Annotated in this window: 21 protein-coding genes; 7 read left to right on the top strand and 14 right to left on the bottom strand. The window is 61.7% G+C overall.

What is annotated here, in order from left to right; translation table 11 throughout:
• Positions 1-12 precede the first annotated feature (12 nt).
• The 6 genes from recQ to EXY20_RS40140 form a co-directional block, all read right to left on the bottom strand.
• Positions 13-1,860 (bottom strand): DNA helicase RecQ, encoded by a 1,848-nt coding sequence (recQ, locus tag EXY20_RS30430; protein ID WP_135556194.1) that lies wholly within the window; start codon positions 1,858-1,860, stop codon positions 13-15.
• Positions 1,861-1,939: 79 nt separating this feature from the next.
• On the bottom strand, positions 1,940-2,614 hold the full coding sequence (locus tag EXY20_RS30435; protein ID WP_135556195.1) for a Uma2 family endonuclease: 675 nt from the start codon (positions 2,612-2,614) through the stop codon (positions 1,940-1,942).
• A gap of 54 nt (positions 2,615-2,668) precedes the next feature.
• Positions 2,669-3,745 carry a lactonase family protein gene (locus EXY20_RS30440; RefSeq protein WP_135556196.1) on the bottom strand — a complete coding sequence of 359 codons (1,077 nt, stop codon included), beginning with the start codon at positions 3,743-3,745 and terminating at the stop codon, positions 2,669-2,671.
• A gap of 622 nt (positions 3,746-4,367) precedes the next feature.
• On the bottom strand, positions 4,368-5,048 hold the full coding sequence (locus EXY20_RS30445) for a hypothetical protein (protein WP_135556197.1): 681 nt from the start codon (positions 5,046-5,048) through the stop codon (positions 4,368-4,370).
• Between the two features lie 346 nt (positions 5,049-5,394).
• A complete protein-coding gene (locus EXY20_RS30450) occupies positions 5,395-8,865 on the bottom strand; it encodes a fibronectin type III domain-containing protein (RefSeq protein ID WP_167859644.1) in 3,471 nt (1,156 codons plus the stop codon).
• 296 nt (positions 8,866-9,161) lie between these two features.
• Entirely contained in the window at positions 9,162-9,392 is a 231-nt protein-coding gene (locus tag EXY20_RS40140) for a hypothetical protein (RefSeq protein ID WP_235886275.1), read from the bottom strand.
• On the opposite strand from EXY20_RS40140, the gene EXY20_RS40735 reads away from it, so the two are divergent.
• Together EXY20_RS40735 and EXY20_RS30460 are read left to right on the top strand one after the other, a co-directional pair.
• The gene (locus EXY20_RS40735; protein ID WP_407944943.1) at positions 9,352-9,468 is read left to right on the top strand and encodes a hypothetical protein; all 117 of its coding nucleotides are present in this window, start codon (positions 9,352-9,354) and stop codon (positions 9,466-9,468) included. The genes EXY20_RS40140 and EXY20_RS40735 overlap by 41 nt on opposite strands.
• On the top strand, positions 9,465-9,983 hold the full coding sequence (locus EXY20_RS30460) for a YncE family protein (protein WP_135556200.1): 519 nt from the start codon (positions 9,465-9,467) through the stop codon (positions 9,981-9,983). Before EXY20_RS40735 ends, EXY20_RS30460 begins: the two co-directional genes overlap by 4 nt.
• Here EXY20_RS30460 and EXY20_RS30465 read toward each other — a convergent pair.
• The 4 genes from EXY20_RS30465 to EXY20_RS30480 form a co-directional block, all read right to left on the bottom strand.
• The gene (locus EXY20_RS30465; protein WP_135556201.1) at positions 9,967-10,155 is read right to left on the bottom strand and encodes a hypothetical protein; all 189 of its coding nucleotides are present in this window, start codon (positions 10,153-10,155) and stop codon (positions 9,967-9,969) included. The two genes, EXY20_RS30460 and EXY20_RS30465, sit on opposite strands and share 17 nt — an antisense overlap.
• 160 nt (positions 10,156-10,315) lie before the next feature.
• Positions 10,316-11,119, bottom strand: a complete 804-nt coding sequence (locus tag EXY20_RS30470; protein ID WP_135556202.1) for a M55 family metallopeptidase — start codon at positions 11,117-11,119, stop codon at positions 10,316-10,318.
• Positions 11,120-11,171: 52 nt separating this feature from the next.
• Positions 11,172-12,104 carry a sugar phosphate isomerase/epimerase family protein gene (locus EXY20_RS30475; RefSeq protein ID WP_135556203.1) on the bottom strand — a complete coding sequence of 311 codons (933 nt, stop codon included), beginning with the start codon at positions 12,102-12,104 and terminating at the stop codon, positions 11,172-11,174.
• A 4-nt stretch (positions 12,105-12,108) separates the two neighbouring features.
• Positions 12,109-13,851 carry an exo-alpha-sialidase gene (locus EXY20_RS30480; RefSeq protein ID WP_135556204.1) on the bottom strand — a complete coding sequence of 581 codons (1,743 nt, stop codon included), beginning with the start codon at positions 13,849-13,851 and terminating at the stop codon, positions 12,109-12,111.
• 261 nt (positions 13,852-14,112) lie between these two features.
• Here EXY20_RS30480 and EXY20_RS30485 point away from each other — a divergent pair, with 261 nt between their 5' ends.
• Positions 14,113-15,021 carry an AraC family transcriptional regulator gene (locus EXY20_RS30485; protein ID WP_135556205.1) on the top strand — a complete coding sequence of 303 codons (909 nt, stop codon included), beginning with the start codon at positions 14,113-14,115 and terminating at the stop codon, positions 15,019-15,021.
• Positions 15,022-15,044: 23 nt separating this feature from the next.
• Positions 15,045-15,878 (top strand): amidohydrolase family protein, encoded by an 834-nt coding sequence (locus EXY20_RS30490; protein ID WP_135556206.1) that lies wholly within the window; start codon positions 15,045-15,047, stop codon positions 15,876-15,878.
• Between the two features lie 26 nt (positions 15,879-15,904).
• Here EXY20_RS30490 and EXY20_RS30495 read toward each other — a convergent pair whose 3' ends face one another.
• Positions 15,905-16,786 (bottom strand): AraC family transcriptional regulator, encoded by an 882-nt coding sequence (locus EXY20_RS30495; RefSeq protein ID WP_135556207.1) that lies wholly within the window; start codon positions 16,784-16,786, stop codon positions 15,905-15,907.
• 234 nt (positions 16,787-17,020) lie between these two features.
• On the opposite strand from EXY20_RS30495, the gene EXY20_RS30500 reads away from it, so the two are divergent.
• Positions 17,021-17,983: a zinc-dependent alcohol dehydrogenase gene (locus EXY20_RS30500; RefSeq protein ID WP_167859645.1), complete on the top strand. Its 963-nt coding sequence runs from the start codon at positions 17,021-17,023 to the stop codon at positions 17,981-17,983.
• A 54-nt stretch (positions 17,984-18,037) separates the two neighbouring features.
• Positions 18,038-18,919, top strand: a complete 882-nt coding sequence (locus EXY20_RS30505) for an NAD-dependent epimerase/dehydratase family protein (protein ID WP_135556209.1) — start codon at positions 18,038-18,040, stop codon at positions 18,917-18,919.
• On the opposite strand, the gene EXY20_RS30510 is transcribed toward EXY20_RS30505, so the two are convergent.
• The 3 genes from EXY20_RS30510 to EXY20_RS30520 all read right to left on the bottom strand — a co-directional run bounded on the left by EXY20_RS30510 (position 18,920) and on the right by EXY20_RS30520 (position 22,003).
• Positions 18,920-19,543, bottom strand: a complete 624-nt coding sequence (locus EXY20_RS30510) for an SGNH/GDSL hydrolase family protein (protein WP_167859646.1) — start codon at positions 19,541-19,543, stop codon at positions 18,920-18,922.
• Between the two features lie 96 nt (positions 19,544-19,639).
• Complete coding sequence (locus EXY20_RS30515) at positions 19,640-20,926, bottom strand: DUF455 family protein (protein WP_135556211.1); 1,287 nt, start codon at positions 20,924-20,926, stop codon at positions 19,640-19,642.
• Positions 20,927-21,082: 156 nt separating this feature from the next.
• Positions 21,083-22,003 carry a helix-turn-helix transcriptional regulator gene (locus EXY20_RS30520; protein ID WP_135556212.1) on the bottom strand — a complete coding sequence of 307 codons (921 nt, stop codon included), beginning with the start codon at positions 22,001-22,003 and terminating at the stop codon, positions 21,083-21,085.
• Positions 22,004-22,158: 155 nt separating this feature from the next.
• Between EXY20_RS30520 and EXY20_RS30525 the strand changes: the two genes are divergently transcribed.
• On the top strand, positions 22,159-23,199 hold the full coding sequence (locus EXY20_RS30525) for an oxidoreductase (protein ID WP_328592608.1): 1,041 nt from the start codon (positions 22,159-22,161) through the stop codon (positions 23,197-23,199).
• Positions 23,200-23,949 lie beyond the last annotated feature (750 nt).

The following is a 23,949-nucleotide window of genomic DNA, read 5'->3' on the forward strand; positions in this document are numbered from 1 at the left end:
GGCGTGGAAGCTTTACTTCCGGACGTAGGCCACGATAGCGTCGATGAACGCTTCCCCGTATTTGTCGCATTTGGTTTCGCCCACGCCCTTGATGCGCAGCATGTCGCCGCGGGATTGCGGCTTGTATTCGCTCATTTCGCGCAGCGCGCTGTCAGGGAACACGACGTACGGCGGTACGCGCTCCTTGCCGGATATCGCCTTGCGCAGCTCGCGCAATCGCTCGAACAGCGCCTCGTCGCCGGTGCCCGCGCCGACCGGATTCGCGCCGTAGGCGCCGCCGAACCGCGACTTGCCGCGTTTGCCGCGGGCGCCGGCGCGATTCGCTTCTTCCTCGCGGCTCGCCTTCTGCCACACCCGCTCCGTGCCTTTGAGCACCGCCCCCGCCGCCGGAAGCAGCTTGACGACGGGATATTGCCCCTCGGTAAGCGTCAAATAGCCGTCGGCGATCAGCGCGTTGATGAGGTCGGCCACCCGCTTGTCGGAATAGTCGCGCAGCAAGCCGTACGTCGGCAGCCCGTCGAAGCCGAGCTCCTGCACGCGCTGCGACTTGGCGCCGCGCAGCACCTGCGTCACCAGGGTGACGCCGAACCGCTCGCGCATGCGCATGACGCAAGAAAGCACCTTCTGCGCCTCGGTGCTGACGTCGACCAGTTCGCTGTCGTCGCAGCAATAGCCGCAGTTGCCGCAGGATGCCGGCGGGTCGGTCTCGCCGAAGTAGCGCAGAATATACGCCCGCTGGCAGCGCGGCGTGTGGCAATAATCGATCATGCCCTGCAGCTTCTTGAATTCGGCGCTTTTGCGTTCCGGCGCGCTTGTGCCTTGTTCGATCAGAAACTTCTGGATGACGATATCCTGCGCACTGTACAGAAGGATGCATTCGCTCGCTTCCCCATCGCGCCCCGCGCGTCCTGCTTCCTGGTAATAGGCTTCCATATTTTTCGGCATATTGTAATGGATGACGTAGCGGACGTTCGATTTGTCGATGCCCATCCCGAACGCGTTGCTCGCCACCATCACCTGCACGTCGTCGTAAAGGAACCGTTCCTGCGCGCCGTTGCGCTCTTCGTCGGTCAATCCTGCATGATACTTACCCGCGGCGATGCCGTTTTGAAGCAGCGTTTGGCAAATTCCGTCGACTTCCTTGCGGGTGGCCGCATAAACGATGCCCGACTGGTCGCCATGGGTGCGAATATAGTCGAGCAGGTAGCCGGTTTTGTCCGTATTCTTGACGACGTTAAAAAACAGATTGGCGCGGTCGAAACCGCTCAAAAACACATTGCGCCGTTCGATGCCGAGAAAATCGACGATATCGTCGGTTACTTCCGGCGTCGCCGTTGCGGTAAAGGCCGTCACCTGCGGCCGATTCGGAAGCTGTTCGATCAGCTCGGCGATCAGCCGGTAGCTCGGACGAAAATCGTGGCCCCACTGCGAAATGCAGTGCGCCTCGTCGATGGCCACCATGGACAGGTTCAACCGGCGCAGCAGCGCCTGGAACCGCTCCGATTCGAGCCGCTCCGGCGCGATGTACAGCAGCTTGATCCGGCCGCGCGCCGCGTCCTGCAGCCGCTGTTCCGTCTGAGCGTACGTCAGCGAGCTGTTGACGGCCGCGGCGGCGATGCCCATGCTCTCGAGCGTATCGATCTGGTCCTTCATCAGCGAAATCAGCGGCGATATGACCAGGGTTACGCCTGGCATCAGCAGTGCCGGAATTTGGTAGCAAATCGACTTGCCGCCGCCGGTCGGCATAATGCCCAGCACGTCCTGGCCTTCCAGGATGCGCTCGATAATGCCGCGCTGCCCTTCGCGAAAAGCCGGATAACCGTAATAGGTTTGCAGCAGTTGCTGCGCTTCTGCCAGCATGGACCGCTCACCTCCTGTTTCGTGGGAAAATGGGTTAATTCTAGCATATTTCTAATTAACGCCTGCTGGCGACTCGAAATTATTGCGGCAATTGGGGGATGCCGCGCATCAATTCGTTCATGCTGAATGCGGCGCAGGTAAGCCGCTCGGAACGAACGATTTCGTCTTCGCTGTAGACGTCGGCCAATACATAGGTGCCGTCCGCTTGCAGCACGTATTGCTCCAGCGTCGCGTTGTCGGGATCGACGATCCAATATTCGGGCACGCCGTAATTGGCGTATACTTTTGTTTTCTTGAGCTTGTCGCGGCGGTAGGAATACTTGCCGGTAATTTCGATCACGAGATCCGGAGAACCGTTGATGCACCTTTTTTCGACGATCGCCATCCGATCGCGGTGGATCAGCACGATGTCGGGCTGGCGCACTTCCGTTTCGGCCAGCTTGACGTCGATCGGCGATACGATGATGAGGTATTCATTCCGACAATCGTCACGCAATCTGCTATATAACTCCGTGGCCAGCAGTTGGTGTGTCGTCGTAGGGCCGGGACTCATCAGCTCCAGCTTGCCGTCCGCCACTTCGTACCGGTTGCCGTCATCCGGCATGTTGTAATAAGCCTCGTACGTTACCGGCGCCTCTTTTACTTGCCCGGTTGTGTGCCCGGCTGCATCGGCTGCGTGCTCGGCTTTACGCTCCGTTCGCGCCGATGGCGTTTGTTTCTTTTCGTCGTCCGGCTTGTTTCCGCTGTTGTTCATGTTCCCGCCCCCTTTTTCGAATGATCGCCGTTGCTGCTTGCTGGCAAGTCCGGCCTACAGCTCGTACCGCACCGGTTTGACGCATACCGGCTTGGACGCGCTCGCCTGGTGGCCGGTCGGCGTCAGCCTTCCGCTGGCCGCGTCCACGCGGTATGTGACGAGGTTGTTCCCGTCGCGGTTGGCCGCGATCAGGAACCGGCCGTCCGCTGTCAAGGCAAAATGCCGCGGATGCCCGCCTTCCGTCGACACATACTCGACCGGTGACAACGTTGCGCTGCCCGCGTCGAACGAGAAGACAGCGATGCTGTCGTGCCCGCGGTTCGAGCCGTAGACGAAGCGGCCGTCCGAAGATAGCGCGATTTCCGCGCACCAGCTTTCGCCGTCGTAAGCTTCCGGCAGCGTGGAAATGACTTGCAGCGACTGCATCGCGCCTGTATGCGCATCGTACCGGTACGATTCGATCGTGGAATCGAGCTCATTGATAACGAACGCGTAGCCGCCATTCGGGTGAAACGCCATATGGCGCGGTCCCGCGCCGGCATGAACGACCGTTTCTCCGCTACTGACGAGCGTTCCGCCGGCTGTGTCCAGCTCGTACGCGACAATGCGGTCCAGGCCAAGGTCCGGGATGAAGACGAAGCGATTGTCCGGGCTGAAAAAAGCCGAATGCGGATGCGGCTTCTCCTGCCGCTCGGGGTTCACGCTCGAGCCTTCGTGGCGATGCTTGTCCAGCAGTTTGCCGACGCGGCCGTCCGCTTCGATGGCCAGCAGCCCGACTTGCCCGCCGCCGTAGCTGACCACAACAAGGAAGCGATCCGTACGGTCGCGTTGAATGTGGCATGTCGTCGTATCGATCGTCGGCACGTGATCCAGCTGCTTCAGCTTGCCCGCCGCCGGGTCGATTTCGTAGGTTGCCGCCGAACCGATCCGCTCTCCTTGCGGCGACAGTTGCTCCGCCGCGACGTACAGCAGCCCGCGCGATTCGTCTACGTTCAGGAACGTCGGATTTTGCAAACCGCCAAGTTCGTCTTGCAGCTTCAGCTCGCCCGTCGTTTCATTTAACTCGTATACGTACAGCCCATTGGTCGTTTGCTCTGCGTAAGAGCCGACAAAAACTAACGTTTTTCCCATGTCCGTTCCCCCATCGTCATATGTTCTACTGCCTATGATAGACCACAAAAAAATGACCCGCAAGCCGATCGCCGCGGGTCGATGCCATGCTATATTCAAAAAGGGGGGTTGCTTATAGTATGCCCGCCCAACATTAAACGAACATAAAGCCACTATTAAGTTTGTGTTACAAAGTTCCTTGGCCCAATGCCGTTCCGCGTCGGCGAACGCCAGCGGATGCCATACGACGGTTCTTGTGGAATGGGAAAGGCCTCCTTTTCGGAATTCGTGCAAAATCGGGAGCTGACAGCTTGCGGTGAGGCGAAATTGCGCCGTAGCCCCGCCCTTGCCGTAATGCAGCGCTGCTCACATGCATAAATGCATTTGATTCTCGCGTTTCCGATCATATGGATCGATTCGCATGCACAAATGCATCTTATTTGCCTGCATCACCTCCACTTCTTCCCCAAACGCGAAATTCAGCTGCATATTTGCATTTCAATAGGGCGTCTCCCCGTTTTAGCGAAAAATGACGTGCATTTTTACATTTGCCGCTGCCTGGGCTACTCAGCAGCCGACTTTTCATCTCTCGCCGCATTTGCCGCCCAAGTTGCACTTATTTACGCAGCTGCTGCACCGATGGTCACCACATACACTTGCTCGCTTTGTCAAAGACAAGCTCGTAGCGACACACGCGCTCACTGTCGCCGCTGCGCATCGGCTTGAACCAGCCTTCGCTCGACAGCGAACGCAATAGCTTCACTGCGGTTCGATGGTTTATCCCCAGCGCTTGCGCAAGATCGAGCGGACGAATCGGGCCAGCACGACGAATGGCGAAACGGATGGCCTCCTTCTCGTGCCGATTCAGGTGCTGCTCGGCAGTCCCCGGAGCACCATGCCCGAACCGCCCCATAATCATCCGCAGCAGCGTCATGCACAGCTCCGGCCGCTCGGCCACATCGTCATAGGCAAACGACACGACAATGTAGCCAATGCCTTGCATGAACGCCTCGCGGCACGTTTCCTCGCAATACCGCTTGCGATCCATATCGCGCACATGCGGGCCGAACCCTTTGATTTCGATCACTAACCTAATATGGCCGGGCAGCCAGGCCAAATCGACGAAGTACGGTTTCCCCCGCCAGTCCAACACCTCGTACTCCGGATGCAAGCAATCGAAATGGCCGACCAGCGGCCACCACACGTTGCGCAGAAACAACCGTTCTCCGTGGATGTGTCCTCGCTCCAGTCTTCCCCGCCGCTCTCCCGTTCGTCGCAGAAGATGTCCCTGCAGCCAGTTGCCATGCGCCTCTTCGAAATTCATGCCGCTCCTCCTCCAATCACATCTTCTCATACACAAACAAAAACGCCCTCCATCACCGCAAACCGGTGACAAGAGAGCGTTCTTCGCTATTCCAATTCAGTGTACCAGAAACTGGGATCTATCGCAACAATCGCAACTGTGGCCAACCGGGCCGCAGCGCTGTCCCAATCGGCTAGGAGGCGTGGCGCGGCAAAAAAATAACCCGCCGGCTTCCGCCGCGGGTTCAAGAAATTATATATTCAAAAAGGGGGGTTGACTTCATAATACCCCGTCTACATGAAGAGAAGATGAATAAAATATTACACTTTGATTACAACCAGGAGAGCGCTTCCAGCGAGCCCGCTCCTTAAGGCATATCGTCGACGACGATGAAGATCGGCGTTTCGCTGACACTCACCGCAACGGTGCCGCCGCTGATCGCAAGCGGCGTCGAAACGCCGTCGGTATCGCCTGCGGCCATCGTCACTTTCGTGGCGCTCGTCGGACTGCCGGATAGCGACAAGGAGTAATTGGCGACCGTGCCGCCGTTGCTCGTTCCAAGCCAGACGGCGTAAGCGCCGCCGTTGCCGGTTGCGTTCTTGAATTTATAGATGAGCAAGTTGTCGGTGCCCGAGCTTTGCTCCGCCAGATAACGCATGTTGCCGAGCGTGTTGCGAAGCGTGTAGATGTAATACCACGATACTTTCGGCGTCCAGTCGCCTTTCCCTTTGACAAGCCCGGACGTGTCGTATTTTGTGGTGCTCCCGGGGTTGGCGTCCCGGAGGAAGTAAGCATAAGCGCGATCCAGACCGGAAGCCGCCGCCGCCAAATACGATCGTACCAGCCAGTCCGCCTGCACATCCTCCTGCGATTTGGTCCCGATTGCCGGCGCCCGCTGCACGGAGCTCGGATGCGTGTCATAGCCGAACTCGGTCAGCCACACCGGTTGATTCGGCATGTACATGTCGCGATATTGGACCAGCTTCTCCATTTTATCCTTGAAATTGTCCTGCTCGGGACTGATGCCGACCGTATTGTTGTCCGGATTGGCATTGCTGTAATGGTGCACGTTGATAACGTCGAACGGAATGCTGCCGCCGCGGTAATAATCGGCCCAAAATTTAAGCGCTTTGATATAATCCAGCCTAACTTCCGTAAGTCCGCCCATTACCATTTGCAAGCTGGCATCGGCGTTTTTCACCCCTACCGTGTTGCCCATCGCGCCCAAATGCCCGTCGTAGTCGGCACTCGACATCGCGGCGAACTCGTACGGCGTAAAATAGGCCGAACGCCCCTGCCACCATTTGTCCGGCTCGTTGGCGTTTTCGAGATAATCGATCGTGCCGAGCCCCGAGCTGCGCGGCTGGCCGGCTGCCAGCTTCAGCTTGCCGTCCGCCACGGAGGCATCGCCGTATCTGGCGGCATATTGGAACATGTGGTCCGCATGCTCGACATACGAAGCGGGGTCGGTTGCGCTGTCGCCGGACGACAGCGGTTTGTCCCAGCGGTTCGGCGTCAGCCAGCTGACGCTTGCCTGCACGGCGGGCGTAATGGTAAATCCGCCGCTATGCAGCGTATTATAGAAGCTGTCGAAATTCCAGCCGCCGGAATTGGCATACGTTGGAGCGAATTTGTTCAAATTGTTCGGATACGCCCCCGCATATGAGGCAGGATTGCCGTTTCCGCCGAAATTGTAATCGCCCTCGTCCCAATCCCAGTTGTGGTACTCGCGAATATGCTGAACGACCGCCATTTTGTCCGCCGGATCGTCGACCAGCGCGTTGACGCTCATCAGCTCGTTCATCGTCGGAAGCGTATGCGGCGTCGGCGTCGGCGCGGCGGGAGGCGTGCCGATCGGCGTGCCGTAAAGCGCGATTTCGCCGATTTTCTGGCAGCATTCGTTCATGTAGAGCCGCACATAACGGGTTGTCGCCTGGAACGGATGCCCGACCCATTTGTTCGTTTGCCCGAGCTTATCCGTAAATTGATCGGTCCAGCCGGCCGGCGAGCCGGTCGAGAAGGTGACGCCGTCCGCGCCGCTGCCGACGCCGTCGTAGTAGTAAATGTCCGTCAGCTGATACGGGATGCCAAGATCGATGATGACCGAGATCGGATAATAAAAATTGTTCGAGCCGTAATTCCAGATCGAGATCGGCGTCGTCGGCGTGCCGCCGCGCGGATCGGACGGTTCGTCGACCAGCATGTCGGCTTCGCCTCTTCCCTGTTCGTTGAACACCATGCCGGGATACAGCGTGATCGCGGTGCCCGATGTCGGCGCAAGCGTCGAATAACTGACCGTGCCCGTCGACAGCGGCGATTCGTTGCCGGCTTCGTCAGTTGCGGTCAGCGCAAAATAGTATAGCGTGCTTGGCGTCAGCCCGTAAACGGTCATCGTTTCGACCGATCCGGCAGGTTGCGGCGATGGAAGGAACGTCGCTTTCTTCGCGGACGACCAATTGCTTGTCGTAAACGGCGTCGTCCTGTACCTCACATCGTATGAGGCTGCCGTTCCCGTGTTGTTGTCGTCGCCGGGCGCCGTCCATTGCAAATTGGCGGTCGTCGACGTGCTGCCGGCAACAACCTGCAGATTCGCGACGGCGGCCGGCGCAACGGTGTCCGTCCCGCTTGCCGCCGTCGCCTTGCTGAGCGACGGTGTCGACAGCGGCGATACATTCAACGCCTCATCCGCCGTTTTCAGCGCAAAATAGTACGTCGTGCTTGCCGACAGCCCCGCAACCGTCATCGTTTCGGCGCTGCCGGCGACGGAAGGCGTCGGTTCGCCGCTTGCCAGCGCGGCGCTCGCCCAGTTGCCGTCGTTGATCGGCGACGTGCTGTAGCGCACATCGTACGAGGTTGCCGTTCCCGTATTGCCGTCGTCGCCGGGCGCCGTCCACGTCAGCGTCACCGAGTTGCTCGTCGACGACGGAGCGGACAACGCTACCGCCGCCGGAGCCGTCGTGTCCGGACCGCTTGCCGCCGTCGCCTTGCTGAGCGACGGTGTCGACAGCGGCGATACGTTCGACGCCTCATCCGCCGTTTTCAGCGCAAAATAGTACGTCGTGCTTGCCGACAGTCCCGCGACCGTCATCGTTTCCGCGCTGCCGGCGACGGAAGGCGTAGGTTCGCCGCTTGCCAGCGCGGCGCTCGCCCAGTTGCCGTCGTTGATCGGCGACGTGCTGTAGCGCACATCGTACGAGGCGGCCGTTCCCGTATTGCCGTCATCGCCGGGCGCCGTCCACGTCAGCGTCACCGAGTTGCTCGTCGACGACGGAGCGGACAACGCCACCGCCGCCGGAGCCGTCGTGTCCGGACCGGCGCTCGGCGTGCCGTAAACGACGATTTCATTCATCCACGAATTCATCGTTCCCATCGTGACTCCGATATAACGCGTCGAAACCGTTACGGGATGCGCCTTCCACTTGTTGTACAAGCCAAGCGTATCGACGAACAGCGGCGTGAAGTTTCCCGGAGTGCCCGCCGAAACGGTAAAGCTGCCGCTGCTGCTGGAATCGAACAAATAAATGTCGGTCAAATCGTAGGTTTGGCCGAGGTCGATGTAGGCTTCAAGCGGATAGTAGCTGCCGGTCCATCCGGCATGCCAGCCGGTAGTCGGCAAGCCGCCGCTCCCTGCCGCGGGATCGCCGGCCTTGGTCAACTGCTCGTCGACCAGCAAAGTCGGGTCCCCGTGGCCAACGGACAAATTCGTCACCATCGACGGCGACAGCGCGATTTTGACCGGAGTGGCGCTTGCCGTCCGGCTTCCCGTTACAAGCATCGTACCGAAGCAAGCGGCAAAAGCGACACAGCTGGCCAGCACCAACGATACATACTTTCTCATAAAACTCCTCCTGTTCGTATGAGTCCTTTCGGACATTCGTACCGGCGGGGCAGCCGCTTTTCCAAATAAGTTCGGGTTGCCGGAATCCCCCGCAAAATGCAACTTGCGCGCGCGACTTCTAGTTGTCCGGGCTAGAGTGAGCGGAAACGTCTTGCCGGCTTCTTGCTACATGGTCGGGTTCCCGCTAACGGCCGGATCCGCTATCCCTCCTTGCCATGGATACGTTGTACACAATGAATGCAGCCATATTGTATCAATCGGATCGTGAGGCCGATATAGCGATGTGTGGCCATCGATTATCTTTTGATAACAACTTGCAGACGAAGCATCCAAATATATCGGACAAATAACCGTTGCCGCCGCGCCGCATATGGTAAAGCATCAACCGTCGGGAAGGGATCGGCTATCGGCACCGTTCGCGTCATCAAAACGATTCGGGTAGGGAAGAACCCGTCCTTTATCGCGATAAACCGGCGCACGAACAAACTGTACGCGGCGAATAACGGGAGCGGCAGCGTATCGATCATCGACAGCGCCTCCAATCGCGTCGTGGCGACAGTAAAATCACGGTGTCCGTCATTGGCGGGGGAACGAATAAAGTGATCAAAACAATCACCGTCGGGAAAATGCCCGACTCGCTGGCCATTAACTTGCGTACGAACCGGATCTACGCCGTAACCTCGACAGCCGGCGGCACCGTTGCCGTCATCGACGGACGCCGAAACCGGCTGCACAAAGTCATTTCGGGCGTCGGCGCCGTCGGCGCGATGGGCGTCAACCCCGTCACGAACCGAATCTACGCGCCGGACGACACGACCGGCAGCCGGAATGTATCCGTCATCAACGGAGCCGCCAACAAAGTCATCGCGACGGTCGTCGACGGCGAATCGCCTCGTCTTGCTATTGTAAGCCGCAAGTTGAACCGGATATTCGTCGTCACATCCGAAGAAGATGCGCCGGCTGGGCATGTAGTCGTCATCGATGGCGTGAACAATCGGATCATCGCCACCGTGCGGGTCGGACGGGACACTTCTTCCGGCGTCGTCAACGAACGAAACAATCGCGTTTATGTGACGAATCAGGACGGTAGTACCGTTTCGGTCATTTCGGGAAAATAAGGCGCAATTCGACCGCCGCGAAGAAGCGGAAGCGTGGATTGCCCGCTTCGCCGCCAGAACGGAGCAAACGCGCGGCCGTCTTGCGCCGCGCGTGCGTCAGGAACAGTCGGCTGCGATCTTTCAGTTGACCGGCAGCCGCCTGCTTGTGTATGGCGCCCGTAACATCGGGCATACGATTTATCGCGCGCTCGGCTAGCGCCGCCCGAGCGGGTGCGCTGGCGGATCGCCGGTCTGGCGCGGGCTGCCGGCGGCGGAAGGGCGCGTCGCGCGAATCGGCGACAAATGGGTGCCCTACGATCCGCTCGCGCTAGATTGGCAGCTCGACGAGGCGGTTACGCTTTTGCGATCAAATACTGCTCCCACGCTGCGATAACGCTGTCGCCGCGAATGACGAAACGGTCCGCGCCTACCATGTGCGCCGCCATCGTGCCGCGCAGTTTGTCGAGCAGCGCGCCGGGCTTGAACCGCAGCGCCAGCTCGATCGGCCCGGCCACGGTGAACGGCTGCAGCCGGCGCGCCGCATCGGCGCAAGCCGCAGCCGCCTTCGTCAGCAGCGGGCCGGTGACGGCCGGCGAATAACACAGCGCCGCAGCAATGCCGCGCGACTCCTTGACGCAGGCGGTCAGCGTGCCGGGCAGCAGCGCTTCCGTTTCGCGGCAGCCTTCGTCGTCGGCGGTGACGAGGACAAGCGGCACGCCCGCTTCGCCTGCCATCAGCGCTTCGAGGCCGATTTCGCCGACGCACAGCCCGTTCACGTGAATCGAACGAATATCGTGTTCGTAATTGTGGTTCAGCACCGCGCCAGGCGTTTCCGCCTTGGCGTGCAGGCCGAGCAGAACGACGCCGTCGAAGCTCGCATCGAGGAACGAGCCGTTCGCCGGCGTATAGTTCGGCTTGCCGCAAATCGCGCTCACGCGCGGATCGAGCCAGTCGAAATCGACGTTGCGGCCGTAGAAGTGAATATCGTACAGCACCACCCGGTCGTCCTCCCGCTGCAGCAAACCGTCGATCACGGCCAGCAAGTCGTGCTTCAGCATCTGTTTGCCGAACGCGAATTCGCTTGCTCCCGGCACGACTTGCGCCATGTCGACAACGCCGGTCAACCCTTCCATATCGACGCGAATCATCCATTTCATCGCCGTCACCCCTCCATTTTTTCGAACGCAATAACGCAAGTTGCGCTCCGGCTCACCCGCGCGCCAGCGCCTCCCATGCTTCGTCCAGCTTGCGCAGCATTGCCGCCACGCTGTCCGGCTCGCTTACGCCCGGATACGGCCGCATTTCCAGCGTCAACGATGCCGGCTCCGCGCCGTCGAAATAGCCGCTTTCGCCAAGGCAACGCAAAAACTCCACCGTTTCCGCCACGTCGTTCTCCCCGCCCGGATAGCCCCACGGCGGATGCATGTCGCCGTAGAGCGGGTCCGCCGGATCGCGTTTGACGCAGCTGCCGAGGTGCACGTGACGGATATGGCTGCCGGCCGTCGCGACGGCGTGGCGGAACGTTTCCTCCATCAGCGGCACATGCCCCATGTCCATCAGAATGCCGACATTGGCGAAGCCGGCCGCCTTCACCGCCTCCACGACCGATACCGCTTCGCGTGTCGGGCCGATGAGCAGATTTTTGCCGATGGAGCGGTCGAACGGTTCGATCATCAGCGTCAGCTCCGGCCCGGCATAAGCGCACAGCCGCTGCATGTAGGAGACGAATCGTTCCGTCTCCTCCGCTCGTTGCGACGGCCCCGGATCGACGCCGCTCGCCACGACCATCCGACGCGAGCCGAGCCGTTTGGCGCGGTCGATATGCCCGCGCACTTCCGCTTCCGCGCGGGCGCGCGCCGTTTCGTCCGCCCCGTGCGGGTTCAGGCCCGGCCCCGTCATCAGCGGGCAGTTGTAAATCGCTTCCTTGCCCGAGGCGCGAATGAGCGCAACCGCCTTCTCTTCGTGCCGCGCATCCGGGATCATGCAGTCGACGATGGAAAATACCTCCATTCCGAGCGGCACCGGCAGCGTCGCCAGATGAACGTCCGCCGAATCGAAAGAAACCGGAAACAGCAGATGGTGATTGATGCCGAGCTTACTATTGTCGCGCCAGCGCCGCACAAGCTTGTTGTCCGTTGTCATGCGCTCATCCCTCCTGTCCGGCCCGATAATGGCTTACCGCTTCCGACGTGCGCAGCGCGCGCCCATACACGCGAACGACCGCCGCCTCTTCGCCGGCCGTCACTTCCCCGCAACCCGTCACATCGCGCAGATGCGGGTTGAACCGGCCCCAGCCGAACGCCCGCTGCTCGCCGCCGTCGCACAGCACGCCGTCGATGACGAACACGATCGTTTTCGGGCCGCCGTCAACCATTACCGCGACGTGGTGCAAGCCGCCTTCGCGCAGATGGCCGCCGTCGCTTTCCCAGAACGCGCCGGTGCGGCCGTCGTTCAGTTCGACGCGCAGCGCGCCCCGCTCCGCCGTCACGAGCCGGAAGCCGGCCCCGGATGCCGCGTCGGTCGTTTCCAGCAGCACCCGGCCGGGCGCAAGCGATGACGGGCGCAGCCACGCTTCAAGTGTGAAGCCGCCGCCATCGCGCAAATCGCCAAGCGCCGCCGCCAGCTTGCCCCTGCCGCCGCCGTTCAGCTCGAGCAGCAGCCCTTCGCCCGCAACGTGCGCCGATTCGCGCTGCCGCCACATGCCTTCCAGCAAGGTGGCGTCGATTTCGTGCACGCGTGCGATTTCCTTCTGCGTTTCCGTAACGAAGTACCGTCCGTCCTGCTCGATGAAGTCGGGGTAGCTGATGCGCGTGACCGGATTGTCGTCGTACAGCAATATTTCCGGCTGCGACCAGTAGATGTGGCCGTCCCGCTCCACGCCGCCGCTGACCCAGGCCGGGTTGCGGTCGTTGTACGCCTTGTACGGCTGCGCGGTGTAATCCGTTCCGTGATTGTGGAACCACAGCAAATAGTTGCCGTTGCTGAACTTCTTGACGAAGTTGGCGGCGCGCGGATGTTTGATCCGCCGGCCGCCCGGCTCGTAAACCGCAAAAGCCGGCGGCGTCCACGTCCGGCCGCCGTCGCGGCTGTAGGCGTGGCAGTTGGAGCCTGCCACCGTGCGGTACGTGCAGTACAGGCTGCCGTCGCTCAGGCCGACCGGGTTGTGCTCGTCCGCCACGCTGCCGAGCGGCGCGCGCAGCCCGACATTGCCTTCCGGCAGCGTCTCCCAGCGGATGCGCGAAGGATCGCGTTCGGTGAGAATGTTGTCGCTCTTCAGGAACGCGCCTTCCGATTCGGCCATGAACCCGACGCCGAATTCGCCGACTTTGGCGAAGCCGATATAAGCGGCTCCTTCGTGCACGATCGGCTTGCCGACGCCCCAGAAATATTGCAGCTTGCCGCCATGGCGGTTCCGGTCGTCGATCGCAAAATTGCGAACCGGAATATAGTGGCGGTCCTGCGACCAGGTGCGCCCGTGATCGTCGGAATATTTGAACGCCATGCAGCCGATCGTATCGACGCGGGTAATAACCTGCTCGCCGGGTTTGCCGTCGAACAGGCCGCCGGTGATCTGGCGGACGTTGTCGCCGTTGTACGTGTAGAACGCGTAAATGCGGCCGCCCGGCACGATCAGCGGCATGACCCAGGACGCCTCCGGCCCGTTTGCCGGTTCGATGTCGGTCAGTGGCGACCAGGTGCGCCCCTGATCGCGGCTGATCGTCGAGACGATATGCTGCCCGGGTTCGCCTTCGACGTCGCGCCCGGTCGTCATGACGCACACCCACGTATTTTCCTGCGAAATGACGACATAGGGCTGGTCGCAATAATGCTCCTTCGGAATGTCCCAGCCGTTTGCGATGTTTCTCCAGTCGCTCCTGCGTTGCGCCACGGTAATCCCTCCACCAGATCATGAGAATGATTCTATTGTAATCGCGAACATCGGCGCAAAATGGTCGTTTATTCGGTAGTTGATCGAATTATTTTCAGCTGTTGGCCATCAAATATGGCTTATTTCTTGTCGGAGCTTCGCAAGGGAACTTATCCATCCTTATGTGGTAAAATGGGAACGGGCGCAGCCGCCCTCGTTTGTCATGGCGCACCCGCGCATCCATCCAATCATTCACCCATCCGCAAACGGAGGTAACGCCGTATGCAACGCACCGCCTTTCAAACTGCGGCCGAACTGAGCGCAGCCATCGACGGCCTGTTCGCCGAATTTCCGGTCGCCTTGTACTACGGCCTGGATACGGTCGCGCCGTTTCCCGACTTTCAGTCCCACGACGGCTACGAATTTTACTACGTGTGGCAAGGTTGCGGCACCTACATCGCCGGCAACGACGCGTGCGCGCTCGAAGCCGGCACGCTGATGCCGATCCGCCCGCGCATGCTGCACAAGGTGCTGCAGACGGACGCGGCGCACCCGGTTTGCCGCCACGTGCTGCTGTTGCGCGAAGACTGGTTCCGCCGCGAGGGACTAGCCGCCGTGCTGCCGGAGGAGGAGGGCGGCTTCCGCTTCGGCGCGCCGATGATCGCGCCCAAGGCGGAACGGGATACCGCCGATTTCCTATATCGCAGCATCCATGAGGAGCTGGAGCGCAAGCCGCTCGGCTTCGAGCACGCCGTTTCCGGTTATGTGAAAGCGCTGCTGGCGTTGTTTCGCCGCTTCGCCGCCGCCAACGCGGACGGGCATGCCGAGCCTGCGGCGTCGCCGCATTTGCCGCCGGAAGTGGTGTACCTGCTGCAGCACGTCGGCTCCGGCTTTCAATCGCCGCTGTCGCTGTCCGATCTGGCGCACAAGGTGCACATGAACCCGAACTACGTCAGCCAGTTGTTCCACCGCCATACCGGCTACACGCTGCGCCAGTTCGTGGCGATGAAACGCATGCACCATGGCCGCAACCTGCTGCGCGACACCGCGCTGCCGGTGCACATCGTCGCCGCGGAATGCGGCTACAACGACGCGTCGCATTTCATCCGCGTGTTCCGCAGCGCGTACGGCTGCACGCCGCAGGCGTTTCGCGCCGCCGCAGCGGCCAAACAACAGCCCGCAAGTCTTTAATCCTGTGAGGAGGGTTTCCCACCATGCGAATCGATTCGCACCAGCATTACTGGCTCACCTCGCGCACCGACTACGGCTGGCTGCGGCCGGAGCTGGGCCGCATCTACGCCGATTACATGCCGGCGCAACTGAAGCCCCATCTGGCCCGGCACGGTATTAACCGCACGGTTCTCGTTCAGGCGGCACCGACGTGGGAGGAAAGCGAGTTTATGCTCGGCATTGCCGCAGCGGACGAAACGGTTGCCGGCGTCGTCGGCTGGCTCGATTTGACGGCGGACGATTTTCTCGCGAAGTGGGGCGAGCGCCGGCGCCGCTACCCGAAGCTCGTCGGCCTGCGGCCGATGATCCAGGATTTGCCGTCCGACTGGCTGCTGGCTCCTGCAGTCGTGCGCCATCTCGCCGCGCTCGCCGATGCCGGCTTTCCGGTCGATCTGCAGGCGAATCCGCGCCATCTGCCGTACATCGTCGAGCTGCTGCGGCAAGTGCCGAACCTGCGCGCCGTCGTCAACCACTTGGCGAAGCCGGCAATGACCGGCGAACTGGAGCCGTGGCGGTCGCACATGGAGGAGATCGCCGCGTATCCGAACGTCATGGCCAAACTGTCGGGCATGGTGCCGGAGCAACTGGACGCGCCGTGGTCGGCGGACGTCATCGCGCCTTACGCGCGGGCGGTTATCGAAACGTTCGGCCGGGGACGCGTCATGTTCGGCAGCGACTGGCCGGTGTGCCTGTTCTCCGCCACGTACGACGACGTGGTCGCGCTGCTCGAAAGCTGCACCTTGGACGGCTGGAGCGACGAAGAAAAAGCCGCCTTGTACGGCGGCAATGCGGCAGCTTTTTACAAGTTGGAGGGATAGCGGTTCCCATGGTCGAGCGGCCTGCATCAGGGACGTTCGCCGTCCCGGTACGCCTGCGGCGACACGCCTTTCTGCTTGCGGAACGCCGTGTAGAACGACTTGTAATCGGCGAAACCGACTTCAAGCGCGATGCCGGCCAGCGGCATGTCCGTTTCGCGCATCAGCCGGCACGACTGCTCGATCCGCACCTGCTGGCCGTATTGATAGACGGAAATGCCCGTCGTTTCCTTGAACAGGCCGGCAAAATAATTTTTGCTCAGAAACGCCTTCTGCGCCAGTTCGCCGAGCCGGATCGGCTCGCCGTAATGCTCGTCCAGATACCGCAGCGCCGCATCGATGACCGACGCCTTGCGCCGCTGCTCGGGCTCCGCCGCGCTCCTGCCGTGAAAACCGCGCATGATGCTGACGATCAGCTCGATCAGATGCGCCCGGAGAACCGCCTGGTAGCCCGGGGGACGGAGCGTGTGTTCCCGCATTATGCGATCCAGCAGCGTTTCGAAATCGCGCCGTTCGCTCCCGCTCAAATGCAGATCGGCGCGAAACGGCTCGTCGTCCCATACGCCGCGGAACAAATAAGACATCGCCAGGCTGGAGAAATCGTGAAACGCCAGCAGGCTCGCGTCCAGAAAACCCGGCTCGAACAGCACATTGACTGTCACGAGCTCCCCGTCCTCTTCCCCGCGATAAAACGCATGGCGCATGTCGTAATTGATCAGGAACAAATCTCCCTTGCCGACGCGATACCGATTGCCCTCCACCAGGTGGTAGCCGCTTCCTTCGACGACGTAACAAATTTCCACAAAATCGTGCGTATGGTACACGCAGTCCGGCTCGGCCGGTTCGGCGAAGCGGATGATGGCGAACGGCTCCGCCCCGCCAAAAAACGTTGCGCCCCGGTATACGGTCATGGCTTGCGAATCCTTTCTTTGTGTTGTCCGTGTGCGCGTTCGCCATCATTTTACCATACATCCGCGAGGCTTGGGCGTGTCTGAAAACCACCCGCTTCCGTTGCTTTTGCCATCAAGGCCGGAACAATCGCCATCGCCGCCGCCGCTGCCGCAGGCTATGATGAAGGCAACTCGCGACCGGCCTGCATGAGGCGTTCCGGCCGCTACTTTGGGAAGGAAAGGAACGGGAACGATATGTCCGACAAAATGAATGCGCTCGCCGTAACGAAATTGGGGGAACGGGCGGAGCTGATTGAATTGCCGAAGCCGACCGCTGACGACGACTCGATTGTGATTCGCACGGCCTTTTCGGGGGTCAGCATCGGCACCGAAATGTGGATCGCGGAAGGCAAACGCAACGATTACGGCCCCGTGCCGTTCGTCAACGGCTATCAGGCGACGGGCACGGTTGTGGAAGTCGGCCGCAACGCCGCCGATCGGTTCGCGGCCGGCGACTTTGTCGCCGTCTTCTGCAACGGGGCGCATGCGGAGTACGTCAAAACCAAAGCCCACCTCGTTCACAAGCTGTCAGGCGAAACCGCGCTGCGCGACTGCTCGTTCTTCGTGCAGCCGAGCGTGGCGGCCAACGCCTGGAACCTGGCCGGCGTCAATGCCGGCGACGTCGTGTACGTCGTCGGGCAAGGGCTGATCGGCCAATGCGCGGCGATGCTTGCCCGGCTGCGCGGCGCCTACGTGGTTGCCTCGGATATCGCCGCCGACCGGCTGGCGCGTTCGAGCGCCTACTGCGCCGACTGGGCGATCGACGGCGCGGCGGAATCGGCGCTGGAAGCGCTGAAGCGGCGGTTCCCGGACGGCGCCGACATCGTCGCCGAGTCGACCGGCTTCGGCGCGCTGCTGGACGACGCCATGTCGGCGGCGCGGAGCAAAGGCACGTTCGTGTTCCTCGGCTGGTACCCGGACCGCGCCAGCTTCCACTACCAGACGCCGCACGGCAAGCAGCTGCGCGCGGTGTTCCCGTGCTTCATCGGCGACAGGCCGGTGCGCGAAGGCGTCATCCGCCTGATTGAACGCGGCGATCTGAACATGGCTGCGCTCATCTCGCACGAAGTCGGCTGGCAGGAGTCGGCGGCGCTGTACAGCCGGCTGTTTACGCCGGCGCGGAACGAATACAACGGGATCGCGATCCGCTGGTCGTGAGATGCAGATAAAGCGACTGATTGACTTGTCGAGAAAAAAAGGAGAGCAACCGGCATGACGATTTTGATTACCGGAGCAAGCGGCTTTATCGGCAGGAAGCTGACGGAGGAACTGCAAACGCGTCATCGGGTCGTTGCCCTGGCGCGCAGCGCCGCGCCCGAGCGGGCGATGTCGACGGCTATGGAGAGCGGAAGCGAAGGAGTCATATGGGTGCGCGGCGCGTTCGACCGGTTCGAGGATTTGCGGCAGCTCGACGCCTATGACATCGACGCCGTCGTCCATCTGGCCGCCGTCACCGGCGGCTGCAGCGAAGAGGACGGCCTCGCGACGAACGTGATCGGCACACGGCGGCTATACCGCTACTTGCTCGACCGCGGCTGCCGCACCTTCGTCGCCGCCAGCTCGATCGCCGCCGTCGGCAGCTTGTCGCGCGAGTTTGCGCCGCTGTCGCTGCCGATAGCGGACGACCATCCGTGCCTCGCGCGCGACGCCTACGGCTTCAGCAAAGCGCAGGCGGAAGAGCTGACGCGTTATTTGCACCGCGTCCACGCGGACGCCAGCTTCGTCAACCTGCGCTTCGGCGCCGTGGTCGCCGACGATTGGACGCCGCCCGTCATCGTGCCGGGGACGGCGCTGTCGATCCCGTTCGTGCTGCTGGCCCGCGTGTACGTGTCCGACATCGTGCGCGCGATTGCCGCCGTACTGGCGGCTCCGCACAAGCCGGGCGTGCGCATATGCAACGTCGTCGGGCCGGATGCCTGCTGCGCCGCGCCGACGGCGGACATGCTCGCCGCCGTGCTCGGCGACCGGGCAGGCGAATACGACTTGTCGTACTATGCGAAGCCCGGCAACGAAACGAAGCCGGTTTACGCGGGTGGGCGCATGCGCGAGGAGTTCGGCTTCGTCCCGCTGCGCTCGACGCGGCCGCAGCAGTAGCTACCGCTGCAGGTCCGCGATCAACGCGCCCGCCAGGAAAGCGGCCTGCAGCTCGCGCACGCGCTCATGGAAGTGCACGTGGTCGCAATACAGTTCGCCGCCGACATTGGCGGTGAAGCGGTACAAATCGAACACGCGCGCGCCGTGTTCGGCCATAATCGCCTCGGCCGTCTCGTTGCAGCGCAGCACATCCTCGTTGCGGCGGTAAAACTGCTGCGTCCGTTTGCGATGCTGCTCAAAATCCACCGGCGTCGTGTTGACCCAGACAAGCCGCTTTGCGATGCGGCCGGCAATGGCCGCAATTTCGCGCAGATTCGCCGCGTAACGATCCGGCGGGACTTGTTGCTCCGCCGAGTCGGATTCGCTCAGCTTTTTGATATCGTGCAGACCGCAATTGACCATCAGCACGTCAAACTTGCGGCCGCCCGCCTCCAGCGCCTGCAAATACGCCAGCACCATCGAGCTGTCGCCGCCGTTCGCGCCGAGCGGATTGTCGAGATTGCGCAGCGCCTCTTCCTCGCCGCTCTTCCGGTCGTAGTCGCAGAAGCCCTCCAGCATGCGCTGCAAATGCGGGCCGTATTGAATGGAAATGCTGTCCCCGATTACAAAAACCGCTCGTTTCATCGTTTTGCCGCTCCCGTTCCCCATTCCGGTTATCGCGTTCCACGCTCTATTGTCGCATATCCCGCGCGAACCGGACAAGCTTCGATTTGCCGCCGGTCAGGCGAACATAATCGGCGGCGCCAGGTTGAGCGGCGTATCGCTGCCCTGGCAGCCGGTAAATTTGGGGCCGAGGTCGGCTTGCCACTTCTCGCCTTTCTCCTTCTTCAGCTCGTTGACGGCGTCCCGCACCGCCCACTCCGCATCCTGCACGACCTGGGCGAACGGCCGCGTTTCCGCTTGTTTCGCCATCAGTTCTTTCATCCATTTCGTGCCGAATTTGACGTGATTTTTTTCGTCGACGACGTCGAAGTCGTGCTCGAGCGCGGTCAGCAAGTCGTTGTGGTCGCGGGCCATCTGCTGCCATTTCTTCTTCGGCACGAAGGAGCACGCCTCGCCCACCTGCGTCAGCGCCGCAATCCGCTCCAGCAGCGGCTGCGCCAGGTAGGACGAGTAGTGGCCGAGCGGAATCGGCACGGCGTACGGGTCGATCCCCATCGAGCGCAGCCGCGAAAAGCCCATCTGCGAATGCCGCACCTCGTCCCACGCCTGGCGGACAAAATCGGCGATATAGTCGAACGGCATATGCCGGCCGTCGTAAACGATCGTCGCCACCAGATCGATAATCGGCAGTTCCGTAAAATGGGCATACGAGTGATGCGCCGGGTGCTCCTCTTCGGCTGCGGCGACCACATCGTAGATACGCTCCGCGCTGCGCCAGACGAAGGCAGGCTCGAGCAGCATTTCGGCCGGCACGGCATAAGCCGGATATTCGGCGATCGTTTCCTGCGCCTCCTCCGTCGCCGCTCCGTCGTACAATCCGCCAAGCAGCGCCATATGCGCCCGCAATTCCTCCTCGAACGCTTCCGTTTCGCGCTCCCGTTCGGCCGATATCGAACCGCATTCGATAAATTGTTTGCCCCAGGCGATCTGCCGCTCCAATGCCGACAAATGATCCTCGAACACTTCGACGGAAGGCGCGTCGTTCAGGCGCAGCGTGCTCTGCGCATACAGCCGGTACGCGGCGGCCTGCTCCGCTTTGACGACGCGGTACAGCGCCGGAATGAAGCGGTCGGCGCCTTGCGCCCCCATCAGTCGTCGTACAAAATTGGTCCACCCGGCATGCAGCTGCTTCTCAGGCTGGGCGATGCCGAAATCCTGGATGCGCTCGCGCAGCGCGCGCGTGCGTTTCAAATCTTCGTAGACGTGGCGAACGAACTGGCACTTGTCGGCATATCGCGGCAGCAGCGGACAATAGCCGATCGTATGGCGGAGCAAATCGAATTCGAGCGAATAAAACAGCTTCAGCTTGCGCAGCGCTTCTTCGGAGCTGAAATAGTGCGGCATGACGAACGACCTCGCTTCCGGTAAAGTGGCAAAACGTGTTTGCCCTCATTATAGGGAAGCGCAGCCGGCGATTCAGTAGCCGAATTGATGCGAAAGGTTACATTTTTGATCCTCATCGATCGTTGGGGCCCGTTCGTTCGTCCGTCAGTCAGTCCGTCAGTCTGCGGCCCGGCCTGCTTCCGTACCGAACTTTCTGCGGAATGCCGAAGGCGTCAGCCCGGTATGCCGGCGAACGAACAGGCAGAACGCCTGCGGCGAATCGAACAACAGCCGGTTCGCGATCGCCGCGATCGGCTCGTCGGTTTGGCGCAGCCGCATTTTGGCCCGCTCCAGCAGGACGCCGCGTGCGTATTCGCCGGTCGACACGCCCATCTGCCGCCGAAACTGGCGGTCGAGGTGCACCCGGCTGACATTGACCGCCCGCGCAAGCTCGTCGATGCGCCCCGCATAACCGGCTTCGGCATGAAGCAGCGTCAGCGCCTGGATGATGACGGCCGACAGGCGGCTCGTTTCCCGGGCGACGCCGTCTCCTTTCTCGTAGCAGCGCAGCATGTGCGCAACGATGGCCAGCAGGCACGACTCGGCGATCGCGTACCCATACGGCTCGTCCGCCTCGAGCTCCGCCAGCAGTCGCTCGAACTGCTCCCGCACGGCGCCGTCCGCGTCGCGGCGGACGCGGCTGCCGCCGATCCGGTACAGCCCGTTCTCCAATTCGCTCATCCGGTTCGGGCGGAACCCGGCCGCAAACACGGTGAACGTGCCGTCCGTACCGGCCCCTCCGCTGTGCACCTCCCCCGGCTTGGTGAAAAAGATGTCGCCCGGCCCGACCGGAAACAGGTTTCCTTCGAGAATGAACCAGCCGCTGCCCGAGCAGACATAACAAATTTCAAAAAAATCGTGGTACTGCGTTGGCGTCGTCCAACGCTCGTTCCAAAATTTGCTGAGATACAGCAGTTGCTCGAAGCGGTGCGGGTACGGCAAATCGTAGCGGATCTCCTCCGGCAAACGGCTGACCGTACGTGTCGTTTTGGCTCCGATTTTGACCGTGCGTTCCCGCTCGTACGGTTCGCGTTCCATCCCGCTCGTCCCCTTTGGCGCCAACTGGCCTGTTACTTCGATGATAGTCGATGTGCGGCGGAGGTTCAACGGGGGGCGGCAATGTGCGGTATAATGGCGATAACCGAATCGCCACAATAGAAGAAATCCGCGTTCACAAGGAGGCAGACAGCGAAATGGACCAAAATGAATCGGCCCGGGGCATGGTTTTTCCGGCCTGGGTGCACCGCGAAACGAACGACGGCAGCGATGCCGGCTTGACGACGCTGGCCGAGGACGCTTTGCCGGCCGGCGACGTGCTCGTCCGCGTCGCCTATTCCAGCATCAACTACAAAGACGCGCTTGCGTTGACGCCGGGCGGCGGCGGCGTGCTGCGCAAGCTGCCGATGGTGCCGGGCATCGACTTGTCCGGCGTCGTCGCCCGCTCCGGCGATCCGCGCTTCCGCGAAGGCGACCGCGTGCTCGCCACCGGCTACGACCTCGGCACCGCCCACTACGGCGGCTTCGCCGCGTACTGCCGCTTGCCGGCCGACTGGCTCGTGCCGCTGCCGGACGGGTTGTCGCTGCGCGAAGCGATGGGCATCGGCACCGCCGGCTTCACGGCGGCGCTCGCCATCGAGCGGCTCGAGCAGGCCGGCCTGCGCCCGGACAGCGGCGACGTGCTCGTCACCGGCGCGACCGGCGGCGTCGGCAGCTTCGCGGTGGCGCTGCTGGCGGAGCGCGGCTACACGGTCGTCGCCATGTCCGGCAAACCGGCGGCGCACCCGTACTTGCGCCAGCTTGGCGCCGCGCGGATTGTCGGCCGCGCCGAGCCGGCCGCAGACGGCGGCGCGAAGCGCAAGCCGCTGGAGCGGCAGCTGTGGGCCGGCGCGGTCGACTCGGTCGGCGGCGGGACGCTCGCCGGCATCCTTGCCGCGACGAAGTACGGCGGAAGCGTCGCCGCTTGCGGCCTGGCCGGCGGCGCGGAGCTTCAGACGACGGTGCTGCCGTTTATCCTGCGCGGCGTCAATCTGCTGGGCATTGACTCGGTCTATTGCCCGAAGGCGGTGCGCGAGCGGCTCTGGGGCAAGCTTGGCGGCGAATGGAAGCCGCAGCGGCTCGGCGCGATCGTCAGCGGCGAAGTGCCGCTGGCGGAAGCGGCCGACGCTTCCGCGCGGCTGCTGCAAGGCGAAGCGACCGGCCGCACAGTCGTGCGCGTCGGTGGAGACGCGGAGTAATCGAGGCGGACGAGGGGGCGGCGGCACTGTGGTCAGGTTAAGCGACGGCAGCTGCCCCGATCGATATTACAAGGCTGAACCGGCCTTCGTTCGCTGATATGCCATGCCAGGTCGTGCTCAAGTGGTCAATTGAAGGACGTGTTTGCCGGTTATCCCATTGGCTCAAGCTGGCTGGCGCGGCGGCGAGTGTGCCTATAGTCGGCAGTAGTTCGCTTCTGCTGGTTATCCCATTGGCTCAAGTTGGCGTTTGGATGTATTGAGTTTGACGTGTACCCGAATGGTGTCCCTGCATCGTAGGGAGACTTTTCTTGAACGGGGATAAAAGTTGTGGATGTTTGCGATTGAGTCAAGGGGATAACGGGCAGAAAGGAAGTGCGGAGCGAACAAACCCCGTTCCGTCTGAGCGAAGGGGATAGCGGGCAGGAGAAGCAGACGCTTAAGAAAGCAGGCATAGGGGAACGGGGGCGAGTCAATGGTTTCAGATTAAGCGACTGCTGCTCGACATACCGGTTTGAGGATCAACTGGCGGGTTGAGTAGTTTATGCGCAAAAATGCGCTTAAAGACTGCCAAACAAGCGGGTTTGAACAATTTAAGCGTAAAAATGCAGGTAATTTCGCGGATCATGTACCTTTGTCAAGAAAGTAGACACACAATTTAAGCGATCTGCTGTTGCTCGTAGTACCTTTTTTCGCATAAATGCGGGGTGAGGTAACCAATTGACGAATGGATGCGAGTGCGATTGTAATCAA

Source organism: Paenibacillus cymbidii (assembly GCF_004764705.1).
In the GTDB taxonomy this organism is placed as follows: domain Bacteria; phylum Bacillota; class Bacilli; order Paenibacillales; family NBRC-103111; genus Paenibacillus_AN; species Paenibacillus_AN cymbidii.

What these genes read in the sequence shown, in the direction of transcription:
- EXY20_RS30505 (WP_135556209.1), top strand. Translation starts at nt 18,038, where the DNA reads ATGACGATTTTGATTACCGGAGCAAGCGGCTTTATCGGCAGGAAGCTG.
- EXY20_RS40140 (WP_235886275.1), bottom strand. Translation starts at nt 9,392, where the DNA reads ATGATCGATACGCTGCCGCTCCCGTTATTCGCCGCGTACAGTTTGTTC.
- EXY20_RS30520 (WP_135556212.1), bottom strand. Translation starts at nt 22,003, where the DNA reads ATGGAACGCGAACCGTACGAGCGGGAACGCACGGTCAAAATCGGAGCC.
- EXY20_RS30450 (WP_167859644.1), bottom strand. Translation starts at nt 8,865, where the DNA reads ATGAGAAAGTATGTATCGTTGGTGCTGGCCAGCTGTGTCGCTTTTGCC.
- EXY20_RS30440 (WP_135556196.1), bottom strand. Translation starts at nt 3,745, where the DNA reads ATGGGAAAAACGTTAGTTTTTGTCGGCTCTTACGCAGAGCAAACGACC.
- EXY20_RS30465 (WP_135556201.1), bottom strand. Translation starts at nt 10,155, where the DNA reads ATGCCCGATGTTACGGGCGCCATACACAAGCAGGCGGCTGCCGGTCAA.
- EXY20_RS30500 (WP_167859645.1), top strand. Translation starts at nt 17,021, where the DNA reads ATGTCCGACAAAATGAATGCGCTCGCCGTAACGAAATTGGGGGAACGG.
- recQ (WP_135556194.1), bottom strand. Translation starts at nt 1,860, where the DNA reads ATGCTGGCAGAAGCGCAGCAACTGCTGCAAACCTATTACGGTTATCCG.
- EXY20_RS30445 (WP_135556197.1), bottom strand. Translation starts at nt 5,048, where the DNA reads ATGAATTTCGAAGAGGCGCATGGCAACTGGCTGCAGGGACATCTTCTG.
- EXY20_RS30510 (WP_167859646.1), bottom strand. Translation starts at nt 19,543, where the DNA reads ATGAAACGAGCGGTTTTTGTAATCGGGGACAGCATTTCCATTCAATAC.
- EXY20_RS30515 (WP_135556211.1), bottom strand. Translation starts at nt 20,926, where the DNA reads ATGCCGCACTATTTCAGCTCCGAAGAAGCGCTGCGCAAGCTGAAGCTG.
- EXY20_RS30470 (WP_135556202.1), bottom strand. Translation starts at nt 11,119, where the DNA reads ATGAAATGGATGATTCGCGTCGATATGGAAGGGTTGACCGGCGTTGTC.
- EXY20_RS30435 (WP_135556195.1), bottom strand. Translation starts at nt 2,614, where the DNA reads ATGAACAACAGCGGAAACAAGCCGGACGACGAAAAGAAACAAACGCCA.
- EXY20_RS30495 (WP_135556207.1), bottom strand. Translation starts at nt 16,786, where the DNA reads ATGACCGTATACCGGGGCGCAACGTTTTTTGGCGGGGCGGAGCCGTTC.
- EXY20_RS30485 (WP_135556205.1), top strand. Translation starts at nt 14,113, where the DNA reads ATGCAACGCACCGCCTTTCAAACTGCGGCCGAACTGAGCGCAGCCATC.
- EXY20_RS30475 (WP_135556203.1), bottom strand. Translation starts at nt 12,104, where the DNA reads ATGACAACGGACAACAAGCTTGTGCGGCGCTGGCGCGACAATAGTAAG.
- EXY20_RS30490 (WP_135556206.1), top strand. Translation starts at nt 15,045, where the DNA reads ATGCGAATCGATTCGCACCAGCATTACTGGCTCACCTCGCGCACCGAC.
- EXY20_RS30525 (WP_328592608.1), top strand. Translation starts at nt 22,159, where the DNA reads ATGGACCAAAATGAATCGGCCCGGGGCATGGTTTTTCCGGCCTGGGTG.